Source organism: Paracoccus sp. SSK6 (genome assembly GCF_039770665.1).
GTDB lineage: Bacteria > Pseudomonadota > Alphaproteobacteria > Rhodobacterales > Rhodobacteraceae > Paracoccus.
Genome location: NZ_JBDPNJ010000005.1, coordinates 13,614 through 37,775 on the forward strand (window position 1 = coordinate 13,614; position 24,162 = coordinate 37,775).

The window sequence follows — 24,162 nt, forward strand, 5'->3', positions numbered from 1 at the left end:
AGTGGACCCCGCCCTGCGGAGCGTTCTACCGATCCTGACCGTGCTGCTGGCGATTGTCGCGATCTGGTATCTGGCGGCGATCTGGATGAACGCGCCTTGGGTGCGCGACCAAGCCGCGCGCGCCGAGGCCACACTGTCCACCGGCGACCTGATCCGCCAGACCCTGACGCTGGAACGCCCGGTCCTGCCTGCCCCGCATCAGGTGGCGGCAGGCTTGTGGGACGGGATCGCGGGCCAGAAGATCACCTCGAAGCGCAGCCTGGTCTGGCATGGCTGGGTCACGCTGTCGGCGACGCTGGCGGGCTTTGCGATCGGCACGGCGGCGGGGATCGCGCTTGCCGTGGGGATCGTGCACAACCGCGCCATGGGCCAGTCGGTGATGCCCTGGGCGGTGGCCAGCCAGACGGTGCCGATCCTGGCCATCGCGCCCATGGTGATCGTGGTCTTTGCCAGCGCGGGCGTCACCGGCCTGCTGCCCAAGGCGATCATCGCGGCCTGGCTGTCCTTCTTTCCGGTGCTGGTGGGCATGGTGAAGGGCCTGCGCACGCCCGACGCGATGCAGCTGGACCTGATGCACAGCTGGAACGCCAGCCCGGCGCAGGTGTTCTGGCGGCTGCGGCTGCCCAGTTCTCTGCCCTATCTGTTCGCCAGCCTCAAGGTCGCCATCGCCGCCGCATTGGTCGGCACCATCGTGGGCGAATTGCCTGCCGGTGCCACGGCGGGGCTTGGCGCGCGGCTGCTGTCGGGCAGCTATTACGGGCAGACGGTGCAGATCTGGTCGGCGCTGTTCGCCGCCGCCATCCTGGCCGCTGCCCTGGTCATGCTGATCGGCGGGATCGAGCGGCTGACCCTCCGCCGCATGGGGCTGGCGCGATGAACGCGCTGCCCATCATCGCCGTCTGGCTGGGCGCCATGGGGCTGAACACCTGGCTGTCCCGCTTCGACACCCGCGCGACCCGGCTGGCGGTGGCGCTGATCTTCGGCGCCACGGCACTGATCCTGTGGGAGATGATCGTCCGCATCTATGCCGTCCCGCCGGTGATCCTGCCTGCGCCCAGCCAGATCGGCGCCAGCTTCGCGCAGAACACCGCGATCCTGTGGACCGATTTCGTGCAGACGATCCTGAAAGGCGCGTTGACCGGCTGGCTGATCGGCGCCGCCGCCGCCATTGCCACGGCCATTGCCATCGACCGCAGCCCCTTCCTGCAGCGCGGGCTGCTGCCCATCGGCAATTTCGTGGCCGCCCTGCCCATCGTCGGCATCGCGCCGATCCTGGTGATGTGGTTCGGCTTCGACTGGCAGTCCAAGGCCGCCGTGGTCGTGGTCATGGTGTTCTTCCCGATCCTGGTGAACATGGTGGCGGGGCTTGCCGCGACAGAACCGATGCAGCGCGACCTGATGGCCACCTGGGCCGCACCCTATGGGGCCAGCCTGTGGAAGCTGCGCCTGCCCGCCGCCATGCCCTTCCTGTTCAACGGGCTGAAGATCACCACCACGCTGGCCCTGATCGGCGCCATCGTGGCCGAGTTCTTCGGCAGTCCGACCAAGGGCATGGGCTTTCGCATCTCTACCGCCGTGGGGCGGCTGGATCTGCCGCTGGTCTGGGCGGAAATCCTTGTGGCGGCGATCGCGGGATCGCTGTTCTATGGCATCGTGGCGCTGATCGAGAAGAAGGTGACGTTCTGGCACCCGTCGCAGCGCCGTCAACGGGGGTAAGTCCCCACACACAGGAGAGGGAATATGAAGACATTGATGCTGGGAACCGCCATCGCCCTGGCCGCTGGCACCGCCGGGGCCCAAGACCTGACCCTGCAGTTGAAATGGGTCACGCAGGCGCAGTTCGCGGGCTATTACGTCGCCAAGGACAAGGGCTTCTACGAAGAGGAAGGCATCGACGTGACCATCCTGCCCGGCGGCCCGGACATCGCGCCGACGCAGGTGCTGGCGGGGGGCGGGGCGGATGTGATCGTCGAATGGATGCCCGCCGCCTTGGCCGCGCGCGAAAAGGGCCTGCCGCTGGTCAATATCGCGCAGCCCTTCAAGTCCTCGGGCATGATGCTGACCTGCCTCAAGGAAAGCGGCATCAACGATCCCAAGACCGACTTCAAGGGCAAGACGCTGGGCGTCTGGTTTTCGGGCAACGAATACCCGTTCCTGTCCTGGATGAGCCAGCTTGGCCTGTCCACCGAAGGCGGCCCGGACGGCGTGACCGTGTTGAAGCAGGGCTTCAACGTCGATCCGCTGCTGCAGAAGCAGGCTGCCTGCATCAGCACCATGACCTATAACGAATACGGCCAGGTTCTGGACGCCGGCATCGCGCCCGAGGATCTGGTGACCTTCAAATACGAGGACCAGGGCGTCGCCACGCTGGAGGACGGCCTTTACGTTCTGGAAAGCACGCTTGAGGACAAGGCCAAGGTCACGGATCTGGTCAAGTTCGTCCGCGCCAGCATGAAGGGCTGGAAATACGCCGAGGAACATCCCGAGGAAGCCGCCCAGATCGTCCTGGACAACGACGAGACCGGCGCGCAGACGCTGGACCACCAGGTCCGCATGGTCAAGGAGATCGGCAAGCTGACCGCAGGCAGCAACGGCGTGTTGGACGAGGCGGATTATCAGCGCACCGTGGACACGCTGATGGCGGGCGGATCCGATCCGGTGATCTCGAAAGCGCCGGAAGGGGCCTTCAACCACATCATCACCGACCGCGCCTTCGACTGACCATCTTCTGTGCGCAAATATCTTCGGGGGTGAGGCGCGCCCGGGAAAAGGTCCAGTGGACCTTTTCCCGCGACGAACGCCTGCCGCCATGCGGCAGGCCGATGCAGGGGATGGGGGGGCAGACAGCCCCCCTTCTTCATCGCCCCTTGCAGCGCCCCCGCCTGCGCGGCATAGCACCCGCCATGAGCCTGCCGCCCCCCAGACACAGCTTCACCGACGACGCCCAAGGTATTGCCTTCGGCAGCTTCGTGGCCGCCGTCAGCGTGGTTCTGCTGACCCATCTGGGCTTCGTCACCGGACAGACGGCGGGGCTGGCGATCCTGATCTCCTATGCGACCGGCTGGGCCTTCGGTCCGGTGTTCTTTGTCGTCAACCTGCCCTTCTACTGGCTGGGCTGGAAGCGCTTCGGCCCGACCTTCGTCGCCAAAAGCTTCATGGCGGTGGCGATCCTGTCCGCCCTGACGCTGGTCCTGCCGCCCTATCTGCAGTTCGGCTTCGTCCATCCCGCCGTGGGCGCGATACTGATCGGCTGCCTGACGGGCGCGGGACTGCTGGCCCTGTTCCGGCATGGATCATCGCTGGGCGGCATCGGGATCGTGGGTCTGTATATCCAGGACGCCACCGGCTTTCGGGCCGGATGGGTGCAGCTTGCCTTCGACGCCATCCTGTTCGCGGTTGCCTTGTTCCTGCGCGACCCGGTCACGGTGGGGTGGAGCTTTCTTGGCGCCCTCATCCTGAACCTGACCATCGCGGTGAACCACCGCAAGGACCGCTATATCGCCTGATGGCGAAGGGAGCGGTCGCCCGCCCCCGCGCTGCCTTCAGCGGGCGGTTTCGCGGACGACCTCTCCCCGCGGGTCCAGTTCCAGCGTCACGGCTTCGCCCTGCGGGTTAGTGGCTTCCAGCATCAGGCGCGGCCCTTCGGCGCGCAGAAAGCCAAAGTCCTTGTAGCCCGCCTGCGTCAGCTTCTGATTGACCGCCACGGCGTCGAAATCGGCAGGGATCGGCGCGGGGCCGCGCGGGCCGTCACCCGCCGGGCCTGCGCCACGCGCGCCATGTTCGCCATGCGGCCCGTGGTCGCCGGGACCGCGATCGCCCATGCGGGGGCCGTGGTCGCCATGCCTGCCACGGTCGCGATCACCCTTCGGGCCGTCGTCATCCTCGCGGCCAAAGCGCAGCACGCGGCCGTCGGTGTCGAACATGGCGCGCATGTCCTCGCCATTCGCGTCCTCGCCCTCGACCATGATGCGGCCGTTGCGGTTCATGATCTCCTCGATACGGTCGAACTGGCCAATCACCTCGTTGTCGCGGACGGCCTGGGGCAGCAGCGCGCCGACCAGATCGGCGGGAAGGGAGGCGTCATCCACCTCGACCCCGATCAGGGCGTTCTGCCGGTCGAACCGCGCCTCGATCTCGGCCCCCGTCGGTTGGCGGCCGCTGATCTCGACATGCTCGGGGCGCTGCTTGACCTCGGTGATCGACCCGAACAGCGACATGACCTGCTGGCCGCGCAGATCTGCCGGGACCATCGCATCCAGCAGCGGTTGCGGCAAGGCGCCGCCATCGGCCTCGACCTCGACCAGGTTGCCGGCCATGTCCACCTTGGCCTCGATATCGACGCCGTCGGCGGTGCGGCCTTCGATCTCGCGCATGCCGTCGCGCTTGGTCTCGATGTCCAGGTTTTTCAGGTTCAGGCCCGCCAGCGGCGCGGGCAGGTCGGTCGCGGCGGGGGCCGTCTGCGCCATGGCGCCCGTGCCGATGCCTGCGATCAATGCCAGCATCGCGGCCGAGGTGGTGAATTTGCGCATGACCATGATCTTGTCCTTTCGATTTCCCGGGCGGCAAGGCGCCCTGACGAATCATGTTTTATCCCCCCGTTGCCGAACCAATCGCCAATGGTCCGTTTGGTTTTCATTTCCATTTCAGCCGCTAGACTGGGGGCATGACCATGATCCGCGCCCTTGCCCTGCTTCTGCTGTCCTGCGCCCCCGCGCAGGCGCAGGCGCAGGAGGTCGCGCCCGCGATCAGCCAGTTCCGCCCCCTGCCCTTCCACGAACTCGCCGCCGCCGTGTCGGAACGATACGAGGGGCGGCTGCTGGCCGCCAATATCCGCCCCCCCTTGCCGGATGAACGCGACCTTGGGGCGGATCTGGTTTACCAGTTCCGGCTTCTGACGCCGCAACGCAACCTTCTGGACATCCGCGTCGATGCGCGCGACGGACGCTTCCTGTCGGTCACGGGCCGGGGCCAGCTTGCCGCGCGCAGGCCGCCGGTGGCGAAGGAATAAGGAAAACCCATGCGCGCCCTGATCGTCGAGGATGATCCCATCCTGTCCGGCCAGCTTGCCACCGCCATGCGGGACGCGGGCTTTGTCACCGACTGCGCGGCGGATGGAACCCAGGGCGAATACCTGGGCGCGACCGAATCCTATGACGTGGCGATCCTGGATCTGGGCCTGCCCGGAATGCCGGGGATCGAGGTTCTGACCCGCTGGCGCGAAGCAGGCCTGACCCTGCCAGTCCTGATCCTGACCGCGCGCGGCGACTGGACGGACAAGGTGGCGGGCTTCCGCGCCGGGGCCGACGATTACGCCGTCAAGCCCTTCCGCCTGGACGAGGTCGTGCTGCGCTGCCAGACCCTGATCCGCCGCGCGGCGGGCCATGCGCGCCCGGTGATCCGTGCAGGCGCGCTGGCGCTGGACAGCCAGTTGGGCGTCATCACCCGCGATGGCGTGGCGCTGAAGCTGACGGGTTTCGAACAGCGCATCCTGGCCTATCTGATCCACCACCAGAACCGCATCGTCAGCCGCACGGAACTGTCCGACCACCTGTATGACGCGGAAGCCGACCGCGACTTCAAGTCCATCGAGGTCGTGATCGGCCGATTGCGCCGCAAGGTCGGCGACGGCGTGATCGAGACTCGCCGGGGCGAGGGCTATCTGCTGCTGGCGCCCGCATGATGCGGTCGATCCGGGGGCGGCTGCTGCTGCTGGCCGCCGTCTGGCTGGGCGCGGCGCTGCTGGCGGGTTTCCTGTTCATCTCCTCGCTGCTGGAGGATTTCGTCACCGACCGCTTCGATGCCGAGGCCGGGGCCCTTGCCGACGCACTGACTGCATCGCTGGAAACGGATGATGAAGGCCGGATTGAACTGGACGATCCCCCCGCCGATCCGCGCTTCGACCTGCCCCTGACCGGCTGGTATTGGCAGGTCCAGGCGGATGACACGGTGATCGCCCGGTCGGGGTCGCTGCTGGACGGGCGCTTGCAGGGGCCTTCGGGCGATTTCGCGGGGGGCCGGGGGATCGGCGCGGATGGCGCGGCCCTGCGCGTGTTGCGGCGGGCGGTCAGCCTGCCCGACAGCGATGTGCCGGTGGCGGTGATCGTCACCGCCCCGCGCGCGCAGATCGACGACAGCCTGCGCCAGATCAGCCGTCCCCTGGGGATCGCGCTTGCCGTTCTAGGCGTCGCCACCGCCCTTGCCAGCGTCGTGCAGGTGACAGCGGGGCTGGACAGCCTGAACCAGGTGCGCCGCGACCTGTCGCGGGTCCGCGCGGGGGAAAAGGACCGCCTGACCTTGCCCCCGGTCAGCGAGTTGCGCCCCCTGGCGGCCGAGATCAACGCAGCGCTTGACCAGAACGCCGAGTTGCTGGCCCGGTCACGCCAGCATCTGGGCAACCTTGCCCATTCGCTGAAGACACCGCTGTCGGCCTTGGCGAACGAACTGCCCGCTGACCACAAGGGGCAGGCGCTGATCGCCCGCATGGACCGGCTGATCGGCTGGCACCTGCGCCGCGCCCGGTCCGCCGGGCCGCGCATGTTGGGCCAGCGGACCCCGGTGCGTCCGGTGATCGACGACATCCTGATGGTGTTGCGATGGCCCATGCAGGACAAGGGCATCGCCGCGCGCATCGACTGCCCCGCCCCTGCCGCCTTCGCGGGCGAGCGTCAGGATCTGGAGGAGATGATCGGCAACCTGACCGACAATGCCGTCAAGTGGGGCCGCAGCCAGTTGGCGATCACCGTCACCCATGGCCCCGACCTGACCATCCGCATCGAGGATGACGGCCCCGGCATGGCGGAAACCGACGCCCCCCGCGCGCTGATCCGGGGCGGGCGGCTGGACGAACACGGCGCCTCGGGGTCGGGGCTGGGGCTGGCCATCGTGGCCGATCTGGCAGCGCTGCATGGCGGCAGCCTTCGGCTGGAACGGTCGGGGCTTGGCGGACTGGCGGCGATCCTGGTGCTGCCTGCCTGAAATCTTTGCAACGAACGCTCCGCAGAAGTTTTACCATTTGATAAAAAATCGGACCTGTGCCAGCCTGATTCCTGCCAACAGGTGAGCCAGGAGACGTAAATGTCCCAAGCAAGACTGGCGCCGGGAGTCGTCCCCGGCCGCCTTACGCCCCATGAGCTGGCGGCGAATTTCGTCGATGTCGCCCCGCCCCTGACCGACCACGAAGCCCGCGTCGCAGCCGACCGCTGCTACTTCTGCCACGACGCGCCCTGCATCACGGCCTGCCCGACCAGCATCGACATCCCGCTGTTCATCCGCCAGATCGCGACCGGCACCCCGGACGCGGCGGCCATGACCATTTTTCACGCCAATATCTTCGGGGGCATGTGCGGTCGCGTCTGCCCCACGGAAACCCTGTGCGAAGGCGCCTGCGTCCGCATGGAGGCCGAGGGCGACCCGGTCGAGATCGGCGCCCTGCAGCGATACGCCACGGACGGGCTGATGGCGCAGGCGGGACATCCGTTCCGCCGCGCCGCCCCCACCGGCAAGCGCATCGCAGTCGTGGGCGCGGGACCGGCGGGCTTGTCCTGCGCGCACCGCCTGGCCGCCAAGGGCCACGATGTCACGGTCTATGATGCCAGGCCCAAGCCCGGTGGACTGAACGAATACGGCATCGCCAGCTACAAGGCCGTGGACGGTTTCGCCCAGGCCGAGGTCGATTGGCTGCTGAGCATCGGCGGCATCACTTTGCGCCACGGCCACCGCCTGGGCCGCGACATCACGCTGGAGGCGCTGCGGGCGGACTATGACGCGGTATTCCTGGGCATGGGCCTGGCCGGCGTCAACGCGTTGCGGGCCGAGGGCGAGGATCGGCGCAATGTCCTGGACGCGGTCAGCTTCATCCGCGACCTGCGCCAGGCCAGCGACCTGACCGCCCTGCCCGTGGGCCGCGACGTGGTGGTGATCGGCGGCGGCATGACCGCCGTTGACGCCGCCGTGCAGGCGCGGCTGCTGGGGGCGGAAAACGTCACCATCGTTTATCGCCGCGACCAGTCGCAGATGGGCGCCAGCCGCCACGAACAGGAACACGCGACCAGCAGCGGCGTCCGCATCATCTGCAACGCCGCGCCCGTCAAGGTGCATGGCAATGGCGCGGTGGTCGAGGTCGAGTTCGCCTATACCGCCGTCGATCCCGATGGCGGGCTGCACCTGTCGGACGACCGCTTCCGACTGAAGGCCGACCAGCTGTTCCGCGCCATCGGCCAGCGGCTGGACGGCGTGCCCGATGACCTGGCGCTGAACGGCGGCAAGATCGGCGTGGTTGGTCCCGGCCGCACCAGCATCCCCGGCGTCTGGGCGGGCGGCGACTGCGCGGCGGGGGGCGACGACCTGACCGTCACCGCCGTGGCCCAGGGCCGCGACGCCGCCGAAGACATCGACGCCCATCTGACCGGCCGCCCGGTCGAGCTTCCCGGTTGAGGAGTTTCCATCATGGCCGACCTGCGTTCCAATTTCATCGGGATCAAGTCCCCCAACCCGTTCTGGCTTGCCTCCGCCCCGCCCACCGACAAGGAATACAACGTCCGCCGCGCCTTCCAGGCCGGTTGGGGCGGCGTGGTGTGGAAGACGCTGGGGTCCGAAGGCCCGCCCGTCGTCAACGTGAACGGCCCGCGATACGGCGTGATCCACGGTCCCGACCGCCGGGTGCTGGGGATCAACAACATCGAACTGATCACCGACCGCCCGCTTGAGGTGAACCTGCGCGAGATCAAGCAGGTCAAGCGCGACTATCCCGACCGCGCCCTGGTCATTTCGCTCATGGTCCCCTGCGACGAACAGTCCTGGCGCGACATCCTGGCCCGGATCGAGGATACCGGCGCCGACGGGGTGGAACTGAACTTCGGCTGCCCGCACGGCATGTCCGAACGCGGCATGGGCAGCGCCGTGGGCCAGGTGCCCGAATATATCGAGATGGTGACGCGGTGGGTGAAGCAGTATTCACGGATGCCCTGCATCGTGAAGCTGACGCCCAATATCACCGATGTGCGCAAGCCTGCCGAGGCCGCGATGCGCGGCGGTGCCGATGCCGTCAGCCTCATCAACACGATCAACTCGATCACCTCGGTCGATCTGGACCTGTTCGCGCCCCAGCCCACCATCGACGGCAAGGGCGCGCATGGCGGATACTGCGGTCCCGCCGTCAAGCCGATCGCGCTGAACATGGTGGCGGAAATCGCACGCAACCCGGCGACCTACGGGCTGCCGATCAGCGGCATCGGCGGTGTGACGACATGGCGCGATGCGGCGGAATTCATGGCGCTTGGCGCGGGCACGGTGCAGGTCTGCACGGCGGCCATGACCTATGGCTTCAAGGTCGTGCAAGAGATGATCTCGGGCCTGCGGGATTATCTGGACAGCCACGACATGGCGATGTCGGACCTGATCGGGCGCGCGGTGCCGAACGTCACCGACTGGAACCAGTTGAACCTCAACTATGTCACCAAGGCCCGCATCGACCAGGATCTGTGCATCAAGTGCGGCCGCTGCTATGCCGCCTGCGAGGACACGTCGCATCAAGCCATCGCCATGCTTCCCGGCCGCGTCTTCGAGGTGAAGGAGGACGAATGCGTCGCCTGCAACCTGTGCCTGGATGTCTGCCCGGTCGAAAACTGCATCGACATGCGCGAACTGGCGGTCGGAGAGATGGACCTGCGCACCGGGATTCGCCGCGGCACCTATGCCAACTGGACCACGCATCCGAACAACCCGATGGCGGTCAAGGCGGCGGAATGAAGGCGGTGGTCGGGGCGAGAAGATTCGAACTTCCGGCCTACGGTACCCAAAACCGTCGCGCTACCAGGCTGCGCTACGCCCCGACGGGTTACGCTTAGCCTATCCCGTCGCCGGGGAAAAGACCTAGCCGCAGGGCAGCGCGGCCAAATCCTGTTGCAGGCGGGGATGGGCCATGGGCTGGCCCACGGCCAGGCCCAGGCGGTCCGCCTCTCCCCCGCCGATTTCCAGGACCATCAGGCGTTCGGGCCGGGGGTCACCCGGCGCGGCGCCCGGAAGGGGCGTTTCGTCCAGGGGCACGGCGTTGCGGTGGATATGGCGGATCACGCCGGTCCGGTCCAGAAAGACCAGATCCAGCGGGACATAGGTGTTGCGCATCCAGAAGCCGACTGCGCGCGGGCTGTCATAGATGAACAGCATCCCGGTTCCCCGGTCCAGCTTGCGCCGGAACATCAGCCCCTGCGCACGCTCGGCCTCGTCATCGGCGATCTCGACCCGGACGGTCACGGGGTCGCGGCCGGTCTGGAAGACCACACTGCCTGGTGAACAGGCCACGTCAGAGGCCGCGGCCTCCAGCACGCCCGACCACAACAGCAGGGCCGCCAGAGCCGCCCTATTCGGCGACATGCGTCATGAAGTCCTTGACCTCTTGCGCCTGGTCGCCAAGGCCGGGGGCGCCCAGCGATGGCGCCCCCTGCTCGGTCCCGCGGTCCCAGCTTGTGACCTGCGCCGCCATCAGCCCGCGCGGTCCTTCGACGACGCGCACGCCGATGGCTTCGCCGATGGTCAGGTCGGCAAAGCCCGAATGGCGCAGCACCTCGACATGCAGGAACACGTCGTCGGGATGGCCAAAGATATTGGCAAATCCGAATCCCTTGGCCTTGTCGAACCACTTGACGCGGGCCGGGCGCAGCGGCAGCGTCTCCAGATGCTCGATCACGCCGTTGTCCAGATCGGCGATCGGCGCGCCTTCCGATACCGGAGGCTCGATCGACACGACCTCGGTCGCCTGCAACCCACGCTGGGTCGGCTGCATCCAGACCGTCACGCGCGACTGGTCGGCCACGGAACTGCGTCCGAAGTTCCGCAGGACATTGGCGTGCAGCAGGATATCCGCGCCGCCTTCCTCGTTCAGGATGAAGCCATAGCCCTTGGCCGGGTCAAACCACTTGACCAGGCCCGATACCAGCTTCAGTCCCTTCTCTTCCGTCATCTTCCCACCACATGCGCAATGCGCGTCTTTGTTCTGTCCTGTATCAACCACGAAACTTGTTAATGTTCCTGTTCTGCGGTGGTCGATCACGGAAAACAACGGCGAGCAAACAACTCGGTCCCTAATACCTATGGTCAGCCACCAGGGCCTTTCCGTCAAGTCCTAGGGTGAAAGCCGCTGAACAAACCACGCACCGCTCGCCTTTTTGTCCCACCGAAAGCGGTCATGCAACCGGAAAGCGCCATCGGCCCAGAATTCCATCTGCACAGGGGCGATCCTGAACCCGCCCCAGAACGCGGGACGCGGCGGCCGGGTTCCGTAGCGTAAACTAAGTTTAGCCACCTCGGCGACAAGGGCCCCGCGGCTTTCCAGGGGCTGCGACTGTCGCGACGCCCAGGCGCCAAGCCGGCTTTGCAGCGCGCGGCTGTCGTAATAGGCATCGGCCTGCGCGCCTTCGACACGGCTGACATGACCGCGCACGCGAATCTGGCGGCGCAGGGATTTCCAGTGCATCACAAAGGCCGCCTTCCCGGTCTCGGCGATCTGGCGGCCCTTGGCGCTGTCGTAATTGGTATAGAAAACGAAGCCCCCCTCCGCGCCCTGCCCCTCGATCCCCTTCAGCAGGACCATGCGCGCGTCGGGCATCCCGTCCCCATCCACGGTCGCAAGTGCGATGGCGTTGGGGTCGCTCGGCTCGGTCGCCTCGGCCTCGGCCAGCCAGCGGCGGGCGATGTCGAAAGGGTCGTCGCCCGCAAACAGTCCGTCTCGATCCGCCATGCCGCTTGTCCTTGCGCTTGATGCTTGCAACCCTTTGGCCTAAGCACATTTCACAAAGGGTTGAAAGCGCGGAAGGCGGCACATGTCAAGCGAGCAGAAGCAGGGCCTGATGGCCGGAAAACGCGGCCTGATCATGGGATTGGCAAATGACAAGTCGATTGCCTGGGGGATCGCCCGCGCGGTCGCGGCCGAAGGGGCCGAGCTTGCGTTTTCCTATCAGGGCGAGGCGCTGAAGAAGCGCGTCGATCCGCTGGCCCAGCAGCTTGGATCGTCGCTGGTGCTGCCCTGCGATGTCAGCGACGAATCCTCGATCGACGCGCTGTTCCAGGCCTTGCGGCAGGAATGGGGTTCGCTGGACTTCGTGGTCCATGCCATCGGCTTTTCCGACAAGGACCAGCTGCGCGGCCGTTATGCCGACACGACCCGCGACAACTTCCTGATGACCATGGACATCTCGGTCTATTCCTTCACCGCCGTGGCGCGCCATGCGGCGGCGATGATGCCCGATGGGGGCAGCCTGCTGACGCTGACCTATTACGGGGCGGAACGCGTGATGCCGCATTACAACGTGATGGGCGTCGCCAAGGCCGCGCTGGAGGCATCGGTCCGCTACCTGGCCGAGGATTTGGGCAAGGACGGCATCCGCGTCAACGCGATCAGCGCCGGGCCGATCAAGACCTTGGCCGCCAGCGGCATCGGCGATTTCCGTTACATCATGAAGTGGAACGAGCTGAACTCGCCCCTGCGCCGCAACGTCACGACCGAGGATGTGGGAAATTCGGCCCTGTACCTGCTGTCGCATCTGGGCGCGGGGGTGACGGGGGAAACGCATCATGTCGATGCGGGCTATCATGTCGTGGGCATGAAGGCGGTGGACGCGCCCGACATCGCCACCGTCAAGAAGGACTGACCGGCGGCAATGGCGATCACCGCCGACCAGCTTCTGCTGTTCGTGGGCACGCTGTCTGTGGCGATCCTGTCGCCCGGCCCCGGCGTGATCGCCGTCAGCCAGGGCGCCTTCGCCCTGGGCCGCAGGCGCGCCCTGCCCTATGCCCTGGGACTGGCACTTGGGGCCTCGGTCTGGTGCCTTTTCGCGTTGCTGGGCCTGACCGTGGTCTTTCGGGCGCTGCCCTGGACCTATGTCGCCCTGAAGGTTCTGGGCGGGGCTTACCTGGTCTGGATCGCTTGGAAGATGTGGCGCCACGCGCCCGATCCGCTGCCCGATCCGGCCGATGGCAGCCGGGGCATGGGCTTTCGCGGCGGCATGATGCTGAACCTGTCGAACCCCAAGCCCGCGCTGTTCTATTCGGCGGTGCTGCTGTCGATCTTCCCGGCGCTGTTGTCGGCGGGCGACAAGCTGGCCATTTACGTTACGGCAGCATCGGTCGAACTGGCATTTTATAGCGCGCTCGCCTCTCTGATGGCTTTGCCTTGGCTGCGGCGCAGGTATTATGCCGCGAAATTCTGGATCGACCGGGCGGCGGGGTTGGCCATCGGCCTGCTGGGCCTGTCCCTGATCCTGCGCCATTGAAAGGAACTTCGATGATCGACCGCCTTCCCCACGAAAAGGGTTTTCATGTCAGCTGGGACCAGTTGCACCGCGATGCGCGCGCCCTGGCCTGGCGGCTGGACGGGACCGACTGGCGCGCCGTCGTGGCCGTGACGCGCGGCGGGCTGGTGCCCGCGATGATCGTGGCGCGCGAACTGGACATCCGCACGATCGATTCGATCTCGATCCGGTCCTACAAGGGTGTGGGGGCCGAGGCGGGCCAGGGCCAGCTTGAGGTTCTGAACAATCCCGACCCCGAGCTGATGGGCGATGGCGAAGGCATCCTGGTGATCGACGACCTGGTCGATTCGGGCCGCACCCTGGAACTGATCCGCGAGATGTATCCCAAGGCGCATTTCGGCACCGTCTATGCCAAGCCCAAGGGCAAGCCGATGGTCCAGACCTATGTGACCGAGGTCAGCCAGGACACCTGGATCTTCTTCCCCTGGGACATGGCGCTGCAATACGTCCAGCCCTACCGCGGCGAGGACTGAGGCCCGCCGGCCAGTTTTCGGGTCTGCCCGAGGGAACCCTTGGGCGTGCAGGGCATTGTCTTTCCGAATCGCGCATCCCCCATGCGCGTCCACTTCTCAGGAGGAAAGACATGCGCAATCTGTTGCTTGGCACCGCGATGGTCCTGCCGCTGATGATGGCTCCGGCCTTGGCCCAGGACACGGCCACGCCTGCCCCCGCCGATCCCGCCACCAACACCACGGCGGCTCCGATGGGGGCCGACGCGACCCCGGCCGCCGATGGCACCACCATGGAGGCCGAAGCCGCCGCCGACGAGGCTGACGACGCCGCAGCAGCAGCCGAGGTTGCCGCCAGCGGCAAGGTCGAGCAGCAGCAGGCCGAGAATGAGTTGCGGATCGACTGGATCACCGACGCGACCGTCAACGCCCCGGACGGCACCGCCATCGGCGACATCAACGACGTGATCGTGGATGGGGATGCGGGCACCGTGAAGGCCGCCGTGATCGGCGTGGGCGGCTTCCTGGGCATCGGCGAAAAGCAGATCGCCGTGCCGTGGGACCAGTTGACGATCAACTATGACGCGCAGGAAATCACCAGCGAACTGACCAAGGAGCAGGCCGAGGCCGCGCCGGAATACGTGTTCCGCGACCAGGAATCCGCCCCTGCGGAAGCTGGCGAGACTGGCAGCCCGTCCATGGCCCCGGCGCCCGCGGGTACCGACTCGACGACCACGGCCCCCGCAGGCACCGCCCCGACCGACTCGACGGCCACGGCACCTGCGACCGGAACCGACGCAGCCCCCATGACGACGCCTGACGCTGCGGCCACCACCTCGACCGAACCGGCGGCGACGGGCGCCCCCACCCCCAACGATACGGCGGAAACGCCCGCGACCCCGCCGATGGGTTCGGACGCAGCCGCCCCGGCGGCGGACGGCACCGCGCCCGCCCCGTCCAACTGATCCCGTCGAACTGATCCTTCGGGAATCATCGGAACGGCCCCTTCGGGGGCCGTTTTCCGTTACTGATTGCCGCGCACGAAGCGCGCAGCGCCTTCGGCGGCGCGCTGCAGGGCACGGCTCTTGTTCACCGTTTCCGTGAATTCGGATTCCGGGTCACTGTCATAGACGACGCCGCCGCCCGCCTGGATATACAACGCACCGTCCTTCAGCACGCCCGTGCGCAGTGCGATGCACATGTCCATCTCGCCATTGGCGGCGAAGTAACCCACCGCGCCGCCATAGACGCCGCGCTTTTCGGGCTCCAATTCGTCAATGATCTCCATCGCGCGAACCTTGGGGGCACCCGACACGGTGCCAGCGGGCAGGCCCGCCAGCAGCGCGGACAGCGCGTCCTCTCCATCCCGCAACTCGCCCACGACGTTCGAGACGATATGCATGACGTGGCTGTAGCGTTCGATCACGAACTGCTCGGTCGGGCGGACGGTGCCGGGTTTCGCCACGCGGCCCACGTCGTTGCGGCCCAGATCCAGCAGCATCAGGTGTTCAGCCAGTTCCTTCTGGTCCCCCAGCAGATCGGCCTCAAGCGCGCGGTCCTCGGCCTCGTCCGCGCCACGGGGGCGGGTGCCCGCGATGGGGCGGATCGTCACCTCTCCGTCGCGCAGACGCACTAGGATTTCGGGGGACGCGCCGACGATCTGGAAGCCACCCATGTTCAGGAAGAACATGAAGGGCGAGGGGTTGGTGCGGCGCAGGCTGCGATACAGTGCAAAGGGCGGCAGCGGGAAATCCATCCGCCAGCGCTGGCTGGGCACCACCTGGAAGATGTCGCCCGCGCGGATATAGTCCTTGGCTCTCTCCACCGCCGCCAGATAGTCGGGCTTGCTGAAATTCGACACCGGCTCGCCGATCCGGGCATCATGGCCAAGCGCGCGGGGTTCGGAAGGCTGACGATCCAGCGACCGCAGCGCGTCCATCACCCGTTCGGCGGCGCGGGCATAGGCGGCGCGCGCATTGTCGCCGCCATTGTGCCAGGCAGGGGCGCAGAGCGTCACCTCTCCCTTCACGCCGTCAAGCACCGCCACGACCGACGGACGCATCAGCATGGCGTCGGGCAGATCCAGCGGGTCGGGGTTCACATGCGGCAGGTGTTCCACCAGCCGGATCATGTCATAGCCCAGATATCCGAACAGCCCCGCCGCGACCGGCGGCACGCCGTCCGGCATCACCTCGATCCGGCTTTCGGCGATCAGCGCCCGCAGGCTGTCCAGCGCCGGGCGGTCGTCGGGCTGGAAATCGTCCGAAAAGCGCGCCTGACGGTTGATGCGGGCGCGGCCGTCCCGGCAATCCCAGATCAGGTCCGGCTTCATGCCGACGATGGAGTAGCGGCCGCGAACCTCTCCTCCGGTCACGGATTCCAGCATGAAGGACATGGGCGCGCCCTCGGCCAGCTTCAGCATCAGGCTGACCGGCGTGTCCAGGTCGGCGGCCAGGCGCATGGTGACAAGCTGATTCTGGCCGGCGTTCCACGCGGCTTCAAAGGCAGCGAAGTCGGGGGTCAGTTCCATCACTGGACCTGCGCGTTGATGGCGTTGATGGCCTGCTGGTCCAGCGCGATCCCGGCCTCGCGCTGCACGGCGCGGGCATAGTAATCGAAGATGTCGGACTGCAGCGACTGGCCCAGGCGCTCGCGCACGGCGTCGTTGATGCGCAGCGCGTCCTCGGCGGTCATGTCGGCCTCGTGGATCGCGTCAAGCCGCAGCAGGATCACGCGGTTCTCGGCATCCACGATCTCGACATCCCCGGCCTCGGTCATGGCGAAGGCGCGGCGGACGGTTTCGGCGGGCGCACCCTCGGCCCAGCCGTCGCGGGTGACATCCTTGACGGCGGTCCATTCCGGCGCGGCCTGTCCTTCCGCCGCGTCGGACAACCGCTGCTCTTCGGCCAGGGCCAGAAGCTGGCGATGGGCCTCGGACCGGCGCCAGTCGGCCTCGACCTCGTCGCGGACCTCCTCGAAGGGGCGCAGGGTCGGCGGCACGACCTGGTCCAGGCGCAGCGCAAAGACGCCACCATCGTCCAGGCTCGCCAGTTCCGGGAAATCGGCTTCCGAGGTTTCCGCCGCCCGATCGCGGAAGGCCTGGTATCCGGCGATGCTGCCCTCGGCGGGCGCGGCATCCGCCGACCAGTCGAGGGTGCCAAGCTCCAGGTCGGTTTCCTCGGCCACCTGTTCCAGCGTGGCGCCGCCCGCCAGCAGATCCTCGTATTCGGCCGACCGTTCCTCGATGGTGCGGGCGGCGCGGTCCAGGGCGGCCTCGGCGCGCAGATCCTCGCGCGCCTGCTCGAAGGGGATGTTCACAGGTTCAAGAATGGCGTGGACGGCGAACAGCGCGGGGCCCAGGTCGGTCTGGAGGGGGCCGACGACACCGGGCTGTTCAAGGGCAAAGACCGCCTCGCCCGCCGCGCCCAGGTCGGCCTGCGACACCTCGCCCAGTTCCGCATCCTCGGGCTGCAGACCGCGCTGAACCACGAAGGTCTCGAACGGCGCGGTGCCCGCGTCGATCTGCGCCTTGGCGGCCTGCGCCTCCTCGGCCGAGGGGAAGACCAGGCGGCTGACCATGCGACGCTCGGGGCGCTGATATTCGCCGATATTGGCGTCATAGGCGGCGCGCAGGGCGGCTTCGTCCAGTTGCACCGAGGGGGCCAGCATTTCTGGCGTCAGCCAGACATAGGTGATCTTGCGCAATTCGGGCGCGGTGAAGCGGTCGGCATTGGCGCTGTGCCAGGCCTTCAGCGCCGCCTCGTCGGGTTCGGCCACGGGGGCGGGCAGCATGTCGGCGGTCAGTTCGCGCCAGGAAATGTCGCGGCGCTCCAGGATCCACTTCGCCGTGGTGTCCACCGCAGGCTTCGGCGCACTAATCCCGCCCGCGACCGCACGCTGGATCAGCAGGCGGGCCTCGTCGGTGCGGATCTCGCGCTCGAACTCGGCTTCGGACATGTTCTCGCGGCGCAGCACGTCGGCATAGGCGGCGCGGTCGAAGCTGCCGGTCGGACCCCGGAAGGCTGGGGCTTCCAGGATGGTCTGGCGCACCTTCTCGTCCCCCACGGAAACGCCGATGCGGCTCGCCTGATCCTCCAGCGCAGCAGCGGTGATCAGCTGCGACTGGACCGCCTGCGGCAGGCCGATGGCCTGGGCCTGCGCCATGCTCAGCGGCTGGCCGGTCTGCTGGCCATAGGCGTTCATCTGGTTGCGAAGCGCGCGGGCGTAATCCTCGGCGGTGATCTTGGTGCCGCCGACCGAGCCGATGGCGGTGGACCCGCCCGAGAAGCTGGTCACGCCAAAGCCGCCCAGGCCCAGGATCATCAGGCCCATCAGCACCCAGACGATGGTGGATTTCCCGTGTGTGCGCAGGTTCTTCATGGCCCGGTTTCCCTTGTGGTCTTGTCGGGTTTCTTTAGGGCGGGCGCGGCCCCGCCACAAGCCTGTCAGCCCCCGAACGCGCGCAGCCGCGCGGCAAGTTCGGCGATGCGGGGCGCGTCGATATTGGCGAAGGCGATGCGCAGGTGACGCGGACCCGTGGGGTCGTCCGGCGGCACGAACATGGTGCCGGGCAGCGCCAGCACGCCGATATCCGCCACCATGCGCCGCGCGAGATCCGCCGAGGATGCCGCGAAAGGATGTTCCACCCAGGCAAAATAGGCCCCGGCGCTCTTGACCCGCCAGCCCGGCAGCGCGGACAGCGCCGCCACCGTGGCGTCGCGCCGCGCCAGGATCGCGGCCCGTTCCCCCGCCAGCCAGTCGCGCAGGTTCCCCATCCCCCACAAGGCGCCGATCTGCCCTAACTGCGATGTCGAGATCGCCACCGTGTCCAGGAACTTCTCGACCTGCGCCATCCGCGCTTCCGACGTGACCAGGGCGCCGACGCGGTGGCCGGTCAGGCGATAGGCCTTGGAAAAGCTGTAAAGCTGGATCACCGTGCGGTCCCATCCGGGCCGTGCCAGCAGGTCATGGGGTGCGCCATCGCGGCTGTCGAAGTTGCGATAGGTTTCGTCCAGAACCAGCGTCAGGCCACGGCTTTGCGCCAGATCGAAGAAGCGCCCCACCAGTTCCGCCGGATATTCCGCGCCCGAGGGGTTGTTGGGCGTCACCAGCACGATCGCCCGGCAGCGCGGACCGATCAGCGCGGCGGCGCGTTCCGGGTCGGGCAGCAGGTCGTCGCCGCAGGGCAAGGGCACCGCACGGATGCCCTGCATGTCCAGCCACATCTTGTGGTTGAAGTACCAAGGCGTCGGCAGGATCACCTCGTCCCCAGCCTGCGCCACGGTGGCGATGGCCGCGCAGAAGGCCTGGTTGCAGCCCTGCGTGATCGCGACCTGCGCGGGCGAGACCGCGCCGCCGTAGCTGGCGGAAAACTCCTGCGCCACGGCCCCGCGCAAGGCGGGATTGCCCAGGACGGGACCGTAAAGATGCGCATCGGCCCGGTGCAGCGCGGCCTCTGCCATGGCCTGGCGCAGCGCCATCGGCGGCGGATCCACGGGCGCGGCCTGGCTGACATTGATCAGCGGCAGGTCGGGCGGCAGGGTCACGCCGGCCAGCCAACGGCGCGCCTCCATCACCGGGGGCGAAAAGGTCGCGGCCAAGGCCGGGTTCAGGGGCGAAGGATCAGTCACGGGTCAGGCCTTGCAGATCGGACAGGTCGGGCGGCAACGACAGATCCAGCACGGGCGCGGGAAGGCCCGGCGTCGGGATCTGCTGCTCGGGTTGGGCCGTTGCAGGTGGGATCGGCGCAGGCTCCTCCGCAGGAACGGCGGGCGCGGCGTCGGGCGCGTCGGCTGCCGCCCTGTCGGGGGCGGCAAGCGCGGTCGGCTGCGGTAGCGCGGCGGGACGGTCCAGCCGGGGCGCGTCCTCGCCCGCTGAAGGGGCGCCCTGGACCGGGCCACCGCCGTCGCCCGCAGGCTGCGGACGCGGATCGGCGGCGGTCAACGCGACCGGCGCGGGTTCCGAGGTCGGGGCCATGACCGCAGGCGCCTCGGCCTGGTCGGGGCGGTCGGTGGCCAGCGGCACGGGCAGGCGCGGGGCGACATCGCCGCCGCGCCCGAACTCGGACCCGACCGGCAGATCGACCGCCCCCGCCTGCGGGGCATCGCCGGGCTGCGGGACGGGCGCAAGTGCAGGTGCGGGCTGCGGTGCGACAGGCACGACGGCGGGCGCAGGCGGCAGCGCGGGGTCCGGCTGCGGCAGGGGCGCGGCCAGCGACAATGCCGCCACGGCAAGCACACTGACCACCCCGCCGTGCAGAAGACCTGTCCAGAAACCGCGTGCCATATGTCCCTTCTGTCCGCGCCGGTCTTGACCCTCCGGCGCGCTTTGGCCCATCTATAGCGGACCCGTTCAGGCGGGGAAACCGCCACCATATCAGGGCGCACCATCATGATCCTTCTGATCGACAACTACGACAGCTTCACCTGGAACCTCGTGCATTACATGGCCGAGGCGGGGGCCGAGGTCGTCGTGCGCCGCAACGACGCCCTGACCGTGGACGAGGCGCTGGCCATGGCGCCTGACGGAATCGTGATCTCGCCCGGCCCCTGCGACCCGGCGCAGGCGGGCATCTGCCTCGACTTGATCCGCGCCGCTGCCGACCGGGCCATCCCGCTTCTGGGCGTCTGCCTGGGCCACCAGGCCATTGGCGAGGCCTTTGGCGGCAAGGTGGTGCGCGCCACCCGCATCATGCATGGCAAGACCGACGCGATCAGCCATGACGGCACGGGCGTCTTTGCCGGGCTGCAATCGCCCGTGACGGCCACGCGCTATCATTCGCTGACGGTGGAACCCGAAAGCCTGCCCAACTGCCTGCGCGTCACCGCGACCTCGGACGACGGCACCATCATGGGCCTGATCCACGAGGCGCTGCCCATCGAAGGCGTGCAGTTCCACCCCGAATCCATCGCCTCGGAACACGGGCACGAGATGATCCGCACCTTCTTGTCCCGCTGCACGCCGCAAAGGGCCGCGGCATGAGCGTGACCGACATCCGCCCGCTGATCGGCATCGCCGCCACCCGCCCCCTGACGGGGACCGAGGCCGAGGCCGCCTTTTCCGCCCTGTTCGACGGCGCGGCCACGCCCGCCCAGATCGGGGGCCTGCTGATGGCGCTGCGCGTGCGCGGCGAAACGGTCGAGGAAATCGCCGCGGCCGCCCGCGCCATGCGCAAGCGGATGAACCGCATCACCGCGCCGCAGGGGGCCATCGACATCGTCGGCACCGGGGGCGACGGCAAGGGGACGCTGAACATCTCGACCGCGACGGCCTTCGTGGTGGCGGGCGCGGGCGTGCCCGTCGCCAAGCACGGCAACCGCAACCTGTCGTCGAAATCGGGCGCGGCGGATGCGCTGACGGCCATGGGCATCAACGTGATGGGCGGTCCCGCCGTCGCACAGCAGGCGGTCAACGACGCGGGCATCTGCTTCATGATGGCGACGATGCACCATCCCGCCATGCGCCATGTCGGTCCCCCGCGCGCGGAACTGGGCACAAGAACCGTTTTCAACCTCTTGGGACCGCTGACGAATCCGGCCTCTGTCCGGTGCCAGTTGACCGGCGCCTTCAGCACCCAATGGATCCGTCCCATGGCCGAGGTGCTGCGCGACCTGGGCAGCGAGGCCGCATGGCTGGTCCATGGCGCCGACGGCACGGACGAGATCAGCATCGCCGGCGAAACGCATGTCGCCGCGCTGAAGGACGGCGAGATCAGCGAATTCACCGTGACTCCCGAGGACGCCGGCCTGACCCGCCACCCGTTCGAGGCGATCATCGGCGGCGAGCCGCATGAGAACGCCGCAGCCTTCCGTGCCCTTCTGGGCGGGGAACGCAGCGCCTATCGCGACGCGGTTCTGCTGAACGCCGCCGCCGCGCTGCTGATCGCCGGGAAGGTTGGCGACCTGCGGGAAGGCGCGGCGATGGCCGCCGAAGCCATCGACAGCGGCGCGGCCAGGGCGCGGCTGGACCGGCTGGCGCAGGTCACCGGGGCGCCCGAGGCATGAAGCCCCCCAAGGCCTGGGCCGACCTGCCCTTCTTCCGCGAGGACTGGCCCGCGATCCGCGACCGGCTTGAAGGTCTGGACGACTGGCTGCCCGGCCCCGCCCTGGTCTTTGCCGCGCTGGAGGCGACCCCGCCCGAAAAGGTGCGCGTCGTCATCCTGGGCCAGGATCCCTATCCGACGCCCGGCCACGCCAACGGTCTGGCCTTTTCAGTAGCGCCCGAGGTGGCCCTGCCCCGGTCGCTGAAGAACATCTTTACCGAACTGCGCGACGACATCGGCGCGACCCCCGCCACGGGCGATCTTTCGGGTTGGGCGCACCAGGGGGTGCTTCTGCTGAACACATCCCTGTCGGTGCCGCCGGGGGATGCGGGGCGGCACGCGTCCTGGGGATGGGACCGGCTGGCCCGCGATGCGGTGGCCGAGGCGCAGAAACACGGGCCGCTGGCCTTCCTGCTGTGGGGGGCGCACGCGCAGAAGGCGATGGCGGGCCTGCCCCGCCCGCAGGATCTGGTGATCGCGACGGCGCATCCCTCGCCCCTGTCGGCGCGGAGGGGGTTCTTCGGCAGCAGGCCGTTTTCGCGGATCAATGCGTGGCTGGAGGAACAGGGGCGCGAGCCGGTGGATTGGGCGGCGTGAGGGCGGGTGAAACCCCATCCTACGGTTCCGGTTTTGACCATGTAGGGTGGGGTTTCACCTCCACCGTTTATTCACGCCCGAAAATGGTGGGTTGAAAACCCACCCTACGGTGCGGGTCATTGACAAGGTAAGGTGGGGTTCACCGCAGGGTTTCCTCGCAGGATGCGTGCTTGCACGCACCCTACAGCGCCTCGAAGCCCGCCTTCTGGCGTTCGGTCCATAGCAGATGCAGCGTCAAACCGTCCTCGCCGCTCTCCTCGCGCCGGACGACGCCAGCCTCGTGCAGCCAGGCCCTGCGGCGGCCGTCCGAGAACGGCAAGGTCACGACCGCCTCTGCCCTCGGCTCATCCAGAGCCTGCGTCAGATGCGCGTCGATGGCGGCGATCAGGTCGTCCAAGCCCTCGCCGGTCAGGGCGCTGACGGCCTGCACCCCTTCGGTCCGCGCATCGGTGCGGCGCAGGGCGTCGCGCGTTTCCGCCGACAGGGCGTCGATCTTGTTCCAGACCTCGATCAGGGTGACATCCTCATCCACGCCAAGCGATTCCAGGATCTCGGCCACGTCGGCGGCCTGTTCCTCGGTCTCGGGGTGGCTGATGTCGCGGACATGCAGGATCAGGTCGGCCTCCAGCACCTCCTCCAAGGTGGCGCGGAAGGCGGCGACCAGTTCCGTGGGCAGGTCGCTGATGAAGCCCACGGTGTCGGACAGGATGATCCGGCGCCCCTGCCCGCCGCCCGCAACACCCTTGGCGCCCGGCAGGCGGATGGCGCGCATGGTCGGGTCAAGGGTGGCGAACAGCATGTCCTTGGCCAGAACCTCGGCCCCGGTCAGGCGATTGAACAGCGTGGATTTTCCGGCGTTGGTATAGCCCACAAGCGCGACGATGGGATAAGGCACCTTGGCGCGTGCGGCACGATGCAGGGTGCGGGTCTTGACCACGCGCTCCAGCTGGCGGCGCAGGCGGGTCATCTGTTCGTCGATGGCGCGGCGGTCGGCCTCGATCTGCGTCTCGCCGGGGCCGCCGACGAAGCCGAAGCCCCCGCGCTGCCGTTCCAGGTGGGTCCAGGCGCGGACCAGACGCGTGCGCTGATAGGACAGCGCGGCCAGTTCCACCTGCAGCACGCCCTCGCGGGTGCGGGCTCGATCGGCAAAGATTTCCAGGATCAGCCCGGTCCGGTCCAGAAGCTTGACGCCCCAGTCCTTTTCCAGGTTGCGCTGCTGGACGGGCGTCACCGGACCGTCGATCAGCACCAGATCGACCTCGGCTTCCTTCAGCCGCTCACCGATCTCGGCCTGCTTGCCCTTGCCGAACAGGCGGCCCGGATCGGGCTTACGCAGGCGCGCGACCTCGTCGCCCACGATCTCGATCCCCGGCAGGGCATGGGCAAGCGCCACCGCCTCGGCCAGGGCATGTTCGGGTTCGCGCCGTTGCGTCCGACCGGCCAGGTCGGGATGGATCACATAGGCGCGCGTCGGTTTCGCCTCGGTCGAGGTGGGCTCCGTCAATCAGTCCTCGCCTTCATAGAGCGATATGGGCTGGCCCGGCATGATGGTGCTGATCGCGTGCTTGTAGACCAGCTGCGACTGGCCGTCGCGGCGCAGAAGCACGCAGAAATTGTCGAACCAGGTGATGACGCCCTGCAGCTTGACACCGTTTATCAGGAAGATGGTGACGGGCACCTTTGCCTTGCGGACGTGATTGAGGAACGCGTCCTGCAGGTTCTGCTTGTCGCCAGCCATTATTTTTTCCGTTTTGATACTGTCCCGGTTGGA

26 protein-coding genes and 1 tRNA gene are annotated in these 24,162 nt (G+C 67.9%); 16 read left to right on the top strand and 11 right to left on the bottom strand.

The window, feature by feature from the left end; all coding sequences use genetic code 11:
• Window positions 1–13 precede the first annotated feature (13 nt).
• The 4 genes from AAIL68_RS05205 to AAIL68_RS05220 all read left to right on the top strand — a co-directional run bounded on the left by AAIL68_RS05205 (window position 14) and on the right by AAIL68_RS05220 (window position 3,506).
• The gene (locus AAIL68_RS05205; protein WP_347138674.1) at window positions 14–877 is read left to right on the top strand and encodes an ABC transporter permease; all 864 of its coding nucleotides are present in this window, start codon (window positions 14–16) and stop codon (window positions 875–877) included.
• On the top strand, window positions 874–1,716 hold the full coding sequence (locus AAIL68_RS05210; protein ID WP_347138509.1) for an ABC transporter permease: 843 nt from the start codon (window positions 874–876) through the stop codon (window positions 1,714–1,716). The genes AAIL68_RS05205 and AAIL68_RS05210 overlap by 4 nt, the downstream gene beginning before the upstream one ends.
• Window positions 1,717–1,740: 24 nt before the next feature.
• The gene (locus tag AAIL68_RS05215) at window positions 1,741–2,721 is read left to right on the top strand and encodes an ABC transporter substrate-binding protein (RefSeq protein ID WP_347138510.1); all 981 of its coding nucleotides are present in this window, start codon (window positions 1,741–1,743) and stop codon (window positions 2,719–2,721) included.
• Between the two features lie 182 nt (window positions 2,722–2,903).
• Window positions 2,904–3,506: a YitT family protein gene (locus AAIL68_RS05220; RefSeq protein ID WP_347138511.1), complete on the top strand. Its 603-nt coding sequence runs from the start codon at window positions 2,904–2,906 to the stop codon at window positions 3,504–3,506.
• 36 nt (window positions 3,507–3,542) lie between these two features.
• Here AAIL68_RS05220 and AAIL68_RS05225 read toward each other — a convergent pair whose 3' ends face one another.
• Window positions 3,543–4,535, bottom strand: coding sequence for a hypothetical protein (locus AAIL68_RS05225; protein WP_347138512.1), 993 nt, complete (start codon window positions 4,533–4,535; stop codon window positions 3,543–3,545).
• Between the two features lie 128 nt (window positions 4,536–4,663).
• On the opposite strand from AAIL68_RS05225, the gene AAIL68_RS05230 reads away from it, so the two are divergent.
• The 5 genes from AAIL68_RS05230 to preA all read left to right on the top strand — a co-directional run bounded on the left by AAIL68_RS05230 (window position 4,664) and on the right by preA (window position 9,747).
• Window positions 4,664–5,008, top strand: coding sequence for a hypothetical protein (locus tag AAIL68_RS05230; protein WP_347138513.1), 345 nt, complete (start codon window positions 4,664–4,666; stop codon window positions 5,006–5,008).
• Between the two features lie 9 nt (window positions 5,009–5,017).
• Window positions 5,018–5,680 carry a response regulator transcription factor gene (locus AAIL68_RS05235; RefSeq protein WP_347138515.1) on the top strand — a complete coding sequence of 221 codons (663 nt, stop codon included), beginning with the start codon at window positions 5,018–5,020 and terminating at the stop codon, window positions 5,678–5,680.
• Complete coding sequence (locus AAIL68_RS05240; protein WP_347138516.1) at window positions 5,677–6,975, top strand: HAMP domain-containing sensor histidine kinase; 1,299 nt, start codon at window positions 5,677–5,679, stop codon at window positions 6,973–6,975. The genes AAIL68_RS05235 and AAIL68_RS05240 overlap by 4 nt, the downstream gene beginning before the upstream one ends.
• Window positions 6,976–7,074: 99 nt before the next feature.
• Window positions 7,075–8,433, top strand: a complete 1,359-nt coding sequence (locus tag AAIL68_RS05245) for an NAD(P)-dependent oxidoreductase (protein ID WP_347138518.1) — start codon at window positions 7,075–7,077, stop codon at window positions 8,431–8,433.
• A gap of 12 nt (window positions 8,434–8,445) precedes the next feature.
• Window positions 8,446–9,747 carry an NAD-dependent dihydropyrimidine dehydrogenase subunit PreA gene (preA, locus tag AAIL68_RS05250; RefSeq protein WP_347138519.1) on the top strand — a complete coding sequence of 434 codons (1,302 nt, stop codon included), beginning with the start codon at window positions 8,446–8,448 and terminating at the stop codon, window positions 9,745–9,747.
• 6 nt (window positions 9,748–9,753) lie between these two features.
• Here the strand turns inward: preA and AAIL68_RS05255 are convergent.
• The 4 genes from AAIL68_RS05255 to pdxH all read right to left on the bottom strand — a co-directional run bounded on the left by AAIL68_RS05255 (window position 9,754) and on the right by pdxH (window position 11,734).
• Window positions 9,754–9,830: transfer RNA gene (locus AAIL68_RS05255), tRNA-Pro, on the bottom strand.
• Window positions 9,831–9,870: 40 nt separating this feature from the next.
• Window positions 9,871–10,371 (bottom strand): DUF192 domain-containing protein, encoded by a 501-nt coding sequence (locus AAIL68_RS05260; RefSeq protein WP_347138520.1) that lies wholly within the window; start codon window positions 10,369–10,371, stop codon window positions 9,871–9,873.
• Window positions 10,358–10,957, bottom strand: coding sequence for a cold shock domain-containing protein (locus AAIL68_RS05265; protein ID WP_347138522.1), 600 nt, complete (start codon window positions 10,955–10,957; stop codon window positions 10,358–10,360). The genes AAIL68_RS05260 and AAIL68_RS05265 overlap by 14 nt, the downstream gene beginning before the upstream one ends.
• A gap of 162 nt (window positions 10,958–11,119) precedes the next feature.
• Window positions 11,120–11,734, bottom strand: a complete 615-nt coding sequence (pdxH, locus tag AAIL68_RS05270) for a pyridoxamine 5'-phosphate oxidase (RefSeq protein ID WP_347138523.1) — start codon at window positions 11,732–11,734, stop codon at window positions 11,120–11,122.
• Between the two features lie 82 nt (window positions 11,735–11,816).
• Here pdxH and fabI point away from each other — a divergent pair, with 82 nt between their 5' ends.
• The 4 genes from fabI (at window position 11,817) to AAIL68_RS05290 (ending at window position 14,718) form a co-directional block, all read left to right on the top strand.
• Complete coding sequence (fabI, locus tag AAIL68_RS05275; protein ID WP_347138525.1) at window positions 11,817–12,644, top strand: enoyl-ACP reductase FabI; 828 nt, start codon at window positions 11,817–11,819, stop codon at window positions 12,642–12,644.
• A 9-nt stretch (window positions 12,645–12,653) separates the two neighbouring features.
• Window positions 12,654–13,265: a LysE family transporter gene (locus tag AAIL68_RS05280; RefSeq protein ID WP_347138527.1), complete on the top strand. Its 612-nt coding sequence runs from the start codon at window positions 12,654–12,656 to the stop codon at window positions 13,263–13,265.
• 11 nt (window positions 13,266–13,276) lie between these two features.
• Entirely contained in the window at window positions 13,277–13,777 is a 501-nt protein-coding gene (gene gpt / locus AAIL68_RS05285; RefSeq protein ID WP_347138528.1) for a xanthine phosphoribosyltransferase, read from the top strand.
• Between the two features lie 110 nt (window positions 13,778–13,887).
• On the top strand, window positions 13,888–14,718 hold the full coding sequence (locus AAIL68_RS05290; protein ID WP_347138529.1) for a PRC-barrel domain-containing protein: 831 nt from the start codon (window positions 13,888–13,890) through the stop codon (window positions 14,716–14,718).
• Between the two features lie 59 nt (window positions 14,719–14,777).
• Here AAIL68_RS05290 and trpE read toward each other — a convergent pair whose 3' ends face one another.
• The 4 genes from trpE to AAIL68_RS05310 all read right to left on the bottom strand — a co-directional run bounded on the left by trpE (window position 14,778) and on the right by AAIL68_RS05310 (window position 20,038).
• Entirely contained in the window at window positions 14,778–16,283 is a 1,506-nt protein-coding gene (trpE, locus tag AAIL68_RS05295; RefSeq protein WP_347138530.1) for an anthranilate synthase component I, read from the bottom strand.
• Window positions 16,283–18,133: a SurA N-terminal domain-containing protein gene (locus AAIL68_RS05300; protein ID WP_347138532.1), complete on the bottom strand. Its 1,851-nt coding sequence runs from the start codon at window positions 18,131–18,133 to the stop codon at window positions 16,283–16,285. Before AAIL68_RS05300 ends, trpE begins: the two co-directional genes overlap by 1 nt.
• A 65-nt stretch (window positions 18,134–18,198) precedes the next feature.
• Window positions 18,199–19,383, bottom strand: coding sequence for an aminotransferase (locus AAIL68_RS05305; RefSeq protein ID WP_347138533.1), 1,185 nt, complete (start codon window positions 19,381–19,383; stop codon window positions 18,199–18,201).
• Entirely contained in the window at window positions 19,376–20,038 is a 663-nt protein-coding gene (locus AAIL68_RS05310; protein WP_347138534.1) for a hypothetical protein, read from the bottom strand. Before AAIL68_RS05310 ends, AAIL68_RS05305 begins: the two co-directional genes overlap by 8 nt.
• 105 nt (window positions 20,039–20,143) lie before the next feature.
• Here AAIL68_RS05310 and AAIL68_RS05315 point away from each other — a divergent pair, with 105 nt between their 5' ends.
• Genes AAIL68_RS05315 through AAIL68_RS05325 form a run of 3 tightly spaced genes read left to right on the top strand, consistent with a single transcriptional unit; the run spans window position 20,144 to window position 22,391 of the window.
• A complete protein-coding gene (locus AAIL68_RS05315) occupies window positions 20,144–20,734 on the top strand; it encodes an aminodeoxychorismate/anthranilate synthase component II (protein WP_347138535.1) in 591 nt (196 codons plus the stop codon).
• On the top strand, window positions 20,731–21,756 hold the full coding sequence (trpD, locus tag AAIL68_RS05320) for an anthranilate phosphoribosyltransferase (RefSeq protein WP_347138536.1): 1,026 nt from the start codon (window positions 20,731–20,733) through the stop codon (window positions 21,754–21,756). Before AAIL68_RS05315 ends, trpD begins: the two co-directional genes overlap by 4 nt.
• Complete coding sequence (locus AAIL68_RS05325) at window positions 21,753–22,391, top strand: uracil-DNA glycosylase (protein ID WP_347138538.1); 639 nt, start codon at window positions 21,753–21,755, stop codon at window positions 22,389–22,391. Before trpD ends, AAIL68_RS05325 begins: the two co-directional genes overlap by 4 nt.
• Window positions 22,392–22,572: 181 nt before the next feature.
• On the opposite strand, the gene hflX is transcribed toward AAIL68_RS05325, so the two are convergent.
• Both hflX and hfq read right to left on the bottom strand, forming a co-directional pair.
• Window positions 22,573–23,895, bottom strand: coding sequence for a GTPase HflX (gene hflX, locus AAIL68_RS05330; protein WP_347138539.1), 1,323 nt, complete (start codon window positions 23,893–23,895; stop codon window positions 22,573–22,575).
• Complete coding sequence (gene hfq, locus AAIL68_RS05335; RefSeq protein WP_020949330.1) at window positions 23,896–24,129, bottom strand: RNA chaperone Hfq; 234 nt, start codon at window positions 24,127–24,129, stop codon at window positions 23,896–23,898.
• Between the last annotated feature and the right edge of the window lie 33 nt (window positions 24,130–24,162).